Genomic DNA, 4,420 nt, shown 5'->3' with positions numbered 1-4,420 from the left:
ACCCTCCTCGGTGAAGCCCCGGCCTCGCGGGTCAAACGGGCGAACGCGGTGATCGGTGAGGTGCTGGATGATACGGACGACCTCAATGTCACCATCGACCCGATCATGAAAAGCTACATGGTGCTGCTGGGAAGCCGGCGTGCCTTTATCGTTTCGCCCAAGGACTTCGACGAGACCGAATACGACTCGGTACAGCAGGCCGCCGAAGCCGCGGCTGACAAGCTGCGCCAGGTCGTGGCCGAAACCCGGGAAGCCCGCAGCCTGCAATTGATCCTGCGCTCCGTGGTCGCCGCGCTGCTCGCCACCGGCATTTACATTGCGCTGCTGTTCGGCATGTCGTACCTGCGGCGCAGAGTGCTGAAGACACTGCCCGAACTGATGCATCGGCACACCCAGGCCCTGAAAGTCGGACGGGTTCCTCTGGTCGACGCCAATTTCCTGTATCCGTTGGCCAGCCGCCTGCTGGCGCTGGTGCGCTGGATCGTCGTGATGCTGTTTACCTACGAATGGCTGGGCTTTGTCCTGTCACGCTTTCCCTATACCCGTCCCTGGGGCGAAAGCCTTAACAACTATCTGCTGGAGCTCGGCGGTTATCTGCTGCAGGGGATCGTCGGTGCCATACCCGGGCTGGGCGTGGCGCTGGCGATCTTCTTTATCGCCCGCGGCGCAACCGCGTTCATGCGGCGGATACTGCGGCGCATGGCTGTACCGGGAACCCTGAGCTGGTTGAACCATGAAACCCTGCAACCGACCCAACGCCTGACGTCCCTGGCGATCTGGCTGTTTGCCCTGGCCATGGCCTATCCGTACCTGCCGGGTGCCGGCACCGATGCATTCAAAGGGTTGTCGGTGTTGATCGGCCTGATGATTTCCCTGGGCGCCACCAGCGTGGTGGGCCAGGCGGCGGCGGGGTTGATCCTGACCTACACCCGAACCCTGCGTCCCGGCGAATTTGTGCGCATTGGCGACTACGAAGGCACGGTGACCGAACTGGGCATGTTCACCACCAGCATTCGCACCGGCCTGGGCGAGGTGCTGACCCTGCCCAACTCGATGATCACCGGCACCGTCACCAAGAACTACTCGCGGGTGGTACAAGGCCCCGGCTACGTGGTCGACACCGTCGTGACCATCGGCTACGACACGCCGTGGCGGCAGGTGGAGGCGATGCTGCTGGAGGCCGCAAAACGTACGCCAGGGGTACTCGAAGTACCGCCGGCCCAAGTGTTCCAGACGGCATTGTCGGACTTCTACCCGGAATACCGGCTGGTAGCCCAGGCCATTCCCAGTCAGCCCCGGCCGCGCGCCGTGCTGCTGAGCATGCTGCACGCCAACATCCAGGATGTGTTCAATGAGTACGGTGTGCAGATCATGTCGCCGCACTACCTGGGCGATCCGCAACAGGAGAAATGGGTGCCCAGGGACAAGTGGTACCCGGCCCCCGCGCAGGAATCGAAGGAATCCTGATTACACTTGAAAGGGCGTTCGCACCATGATCGAGTGTTGAGCGACCGGCAAGGCCGCTCGGTTGTAGCGGTGTTAAAAAAGCATATAGGCGGATGCGGTCGTCTGGTTCAGGTCGATCTCGCCGACCTCCAGCACTTCGTATTCAGCGCGCAGGCCGACGTTGCGAAAGACATCGACCTCCAGGCCGACACCGTAGGTCAGGTCAACCCCGGTATCGTCGTCGGTGGCATTGCCGTCGGCGTCCCAGGCGTGAGCACCGACACTGCCGAATACCCGCAGCCGATCGCCCAGGGGAAAGCCGACATGGGCGGCAGCCTGGGCCGATTTGCCTTCGAAATCGACATTCTTGTCCTTGAATTGACCCAGGTCGACGTAGGCCCCCTCGAAGGCCAGGTAGCTATTGACGCGATACCCTGCATAAACCTTGTAGCTGGTGTCGTCGTCGTCCAGTCTGGATTCGTCGGTCTGTATGCTGCTTACGCCAGCTCCAAGATATAAACCTTTGTCATCGGCGAGCGCCTGAAAAGACAGCAGCGATAGCAGTGAAGCGAAGCCAAGGTTTCGAAGTCGCATGTGTGGTGGAGTCCTTGTACAGGTTTGTCTGGTGTTAGGGTTCGGCGAGCATTTGAGTGGCCGAGAGGGGTTAATAGAAGTCATTGATTGATATTTTGGCGTCGTAAGGCGGGATGTTTGCCGGGCATTGAAAGTAGCGTCTTGCCAGTGCTTGAACAGGCAGCGCTTTGCAGAACAACCAGCCTTGCGCCAATACAACCCCCTCCGAAACCAGATGCGGCAGTTGCTCCTGAGTCTCCACACCTTCGGCCACGACCTTGAGCCTCAGCGACTTGGCCAACCGGGCAATATGGCGCCACAAGGCGTCCTTGGCCGCGATCTTGCCGTCTGCGATGAACGAGCGGTCTATTTTAAGAATGTCGAAAGGCACTGAATCCAGGAGCGAGAGGTTGCAATTGCCGGTGCCGAAGTCGTCCACGGCAATGCGGTGTCCGCACGCACGAAGCCGTCGCAATTGCAGGGCGGCAGGCTTCTGATCGAGCAGGGTCCTTTCGGTGATTTCAAAGGCCATGGCGGACACAGGCATGTTGTAGGTTGCCAGCACGCTGGCCACATAGTCTGGGAGGCTCGGGTCCTGAATATCCTGGGCGCAAAGATTGACCGTAATGTAGAAGTCCTTGCACGCCCAAAGGTAGGTGCTGTAATCCTCCGCGACTTGTCGAATCACCGAACGCGTAAGTTGGCGGATCAAGCCAGACTTCTCCGCCACCGGGATGAAAACATCCGCAGGCACCTGGGCGCCGTTGTCGTTCCAGTGGGAAAGTGATTCGGCGCCCACCAGATAGCCCGTCGTCAAATTGACGATAGGCTGGTAGTGAACACCCAGGGTGCTGGCTTTCAGGGCATTGCGAAGTCGTACGGCAGTAGAGGTGTAATGTCGTTGAATACACCTTGCGAGCAAAAGCAGTGCTGCGAACACGCACGTAAGGCCAATGAATAATTTGAATTTGAGACCTGTCAGGTAGCTCAACGGAAGAGAAATGACCGAGATCAGTTCATTTCGGTTGCCCGCAAAGGCGATGAGGACCTTGTCTGCCGAGATAACCAGTTCTTCAAGGTGGAAGGGCTTGCGCATCTTCAACGGCTGAGGCCCCGTGGAGGCAATGGGCGCTGCTCCGCCGGGGCCGATGAGGTCCAGTTGCAGGTCTTCGGGAAACTTCAAGTTGTCGAGCAGGATCTTCTTGTTTGCCCAGACGTAGGTTGACTGTTCCGACACAATGATGAAGTCGGTGTCCGCAGAAACTGCGTGACCAGAATCGACCCAATAGCTTCGCTTTCCAACGGAGAACTTGCGCTTCTCGTTATCGGCCAGTATCGACTGGAGTTCTTGTCCGTGGGAGGAACAGATCTTGCCATTGGGCAACTGAATTGCCGCTTGATCGACAAATCGCAGGTTTTTAATCAGGTCGGCCAGTTGTGAATATTGCTCGGCGGAGCATTCCTGGCCCGAACGATCGAGATCGCCGAGGGTTTCCAGTACTTTGTCGATCTGCGCATTGGGCTCCACTTGAGCAGCACGCAGATCGGCATATACGTTATTCAACTTCCGTGCAACGAATTGATCGGCCAGTCCTCCGGCACAGAGCCATGCGGCCCAGCACGTCGCAGCAATCAGGCATACAGTGACTGCGTGCCTTCCAGGTAACGCTTTATATGCGGCAATCATCGAAAAACCCCGAGGTATCAATATTTCACTTTGCACCCTGTAGTCGCGGATTAAAGGTCCTCAGTACCAGTCAATTACCCAGGCCAATAAGATGCCGCTGGCATAGACGGCAATGCACAGTGCGATTTTCTGCTTGAGTGGCAGTGTGTTTATTCGATGATGCATGCTTATCTCCTTGAGCGGGCAAATAAGCAATGGTGGGGCTCTGTGGTTAATCAAAGGAAATTATTAATCATCATTTGCAGGGCTTGGCTGAGTTGCGCCTGGCCGTTTCTGACGGAGTCTCCCCGTAAGCAATCTGATACGCCTTGGAAAACCGGCCCAGATGGTGAAAGTTCCAGAACATTGCGGTTTCTGTCACGGTGGGCCACGTTTTATTAATCAGGTCGCGGCGGGCACTGGCGAGTCTCAGGTTTCTGATGTAAGCGATTGGCGACATCCCGAACGTTTCAATAAAGCCAAAATGCAGGGTGCGCGTGGTGGTATCAAGTTGCCTTACGAGCGACTTTATAGTGAGCGTTTTTTTTGTGTTTTCATGGATGTACTGTATGGCTTCTATCGCCACCTTTCTTCTTGTCGGGACTTTGCGGCTGAAACCGCCAGCGGGTGTCAACGACTTCAATAGAGAAGCTAGCACTGCGCTTTCAATCGCTGAACCCTCTGCTGCGCTGCGTTGTGCTGAGGCAGCGTCGTTGATGTCGACACAGCAAGCGC

At 57.2% G+C, this 4,420-nt stretch carries 4 protein-coding genes; 1 reads left to right on the top strand and 3 read right to left on the bottom strand.

The genetic code is table 11. The features are described from left to right. A partial coding sequence (locus ACXRVY_RS18230; RefSeq protein ID WP_458237918.1) for a mechanosensitive ion channel family protein occupies positions 1-1,467 on the top strand: 1,467 nt, incomplete at its 5' end. A 72-nt stretch (positions 1,468-1,539) separates the two neighbouring features. Here ACXRVY_RS18230 and ACXRVY_RS18225 read toward each other — a convergent pair. The 3 genes from ACXRVY_RS18225 to ACXRVY_RS18215 form a co-directional block, all read right to left on the bottom strand. After that, on the bottom strand, positions 1,540-2,040 hold the full coding sequence (locus ACXRVY_RS18225) for an outer membrane beta-barrel protein (protein ID WP_223460709.1): 501 nt from the start codon (positions 2,038-2,040) through the stop codon (positions 1,540-1,542). Positions 2,041-2,110: 70 nt separating this feature from the next. Then, the gene (locus ACXRVY_RS18220; RefSeq protein ID WP_223460707.1) at positions 2,111-3,706 is read right to left on the bottom strand and encodes an EAL domain-containing protein; all 1,596 of its coding nucleotides are present in this window, start codon (positions 3,704-3,706) and stop codon (positions 2,111-2,113) included. A gap of 235 nt (positions 3,707-3,941) precedes the next feature. Beyond that, positions 3,942-4,420: helix-turn-helix domain-containing protein (locus ACXRVY_RS18215; protein WP_458237917.1), on the bottom strand; the 479-nt coding region annotated here is incomplete at its 5' end.

This window comes from Pseudomonas sp. P5_A2_2, from assembly GCF_054177685.1.
Note: the sequence above shows the minus strand (reverse complement) of the source record. Positions and strands in the feature narration are given on the sequence as shown.